This is a genomic window from Phyllobacterium sp. P5_D12 (assembly GCF_054049495.1).
Genome location: NZ_JBFUMG010000968.1, coordinates 1 through 1,044, shown reverse-complemented (window position 1 = coordinate 1,044; position 1,044 = coordinate 1). Strand labels below are relative to the sequence as shown.

General features: G+C 59.9%; 2 protein-coding genes. Both read right to left on the bottom strand.

Going from position 1 to position 1,044, the window contains the following annotated elements:
• The coding region (locus tag ACXJ5O_RS28045; RefSeq protein ID WP_457302771.1) for an ABC transporter ATP-binding protein at positions 1-721 on the bottom strand (721 nt) is incomplete at its 3' end.
• Positions 718-1,044 (bottom strand): HlyD family efflux transporter periplasmic adaptor subunit (locus ACXJ5O_RS28040; RefSeq protein ID WP_457302770.1); only part of this gene is annotated, 327 nt, incomplete at its 5' end. The genes ACXJ5O_RS28040 and ACXJ5O_RS28045, both read right to left, overlap by 4 nt.

Here is a 1,044-nt window from a genome sequence, read left to right as displayed (position 1 = left end):
ATACACAATCCTTGGCTTTTTCCGTGATTTCGTCGGGTTTTCCCTGCGCCAAAACCTTGCCCTGATGCATGACGACGGCGTGGTCGCAGAGTTCTGCCTCGTCCAGATAAGACGTACTGACGACGACGGTCAGTTTGTCCTCGCGCACGAGCTTGGTGACGATCTCCCATAGTTCGCGCCGTGACAGGGGATCGACGCCCACGGTCGGTTCGTCCAAGAGGAGGAGTTCCGGCGAACGCACCAGCGTGCAGGCGAGGCCGAGCTTCTGCTTCATGCCGCCGGATAGCTTGCCGGCAAGGCGTTGTGTGAAACGCCCGAGATCGGTCATCTCCATCAGCCGCGGGTAAATCTCTCTGCGCTGTTCCCTGGTGATGCCGTGCAGGTCGGCGTAAAGATCGAGGTTCTGCTGGACACTCAAATCCTCGTAGAGGCCGAATTTCTGCGGCATGTAACCAATACGGTTCTGTATTGTCTGCGGATCGGCAGCAACATCTATCCCGAGCACGGAGAGCTCGCCACTGTCGGCGACCATCAACCCGGCAATCAGGCGCAGCAACGTGGTTTTGCCCGCACCGTCAGGTCCGACCAAGGCAGTCAATGTGCCTTGCCGCGCTTCGAAGGAAACCCCCTCCAGCGCCTTGACGGTCTCGCCCGTATCGCGGCGGAAGCTCTTGTGGATGGTCCGCGCCGTGACGGGGTTGGTTGGCGCGGCGCCGCTCATGGCGTTGTCTTGCTTTCCGTTTGTTCGACTACGGGCTTTGGTGCTTCGTCGGCCAGAAGCTTTACAGTGGCGGGCATGCCGAGCCGGAACATATCGTCCTTGTCCTCGACGAAAACCCGTACCTCATAGACAAGGCTCGAACGCAGATCTTCCGTCTCTACGGTCTTCGGCGTGAATTCCGCCACCGGCGAGATAAAGCCGACCCAGCCGTCAAGCGGGCGATCCGGGAAACTGTCGGATGTCACCTTGGCGCGCATGCCGGAACGGACGTGTCCGAGATTGACTTCGGAGACATAGGCCCGCACCCATTTCGTGCCGATGGT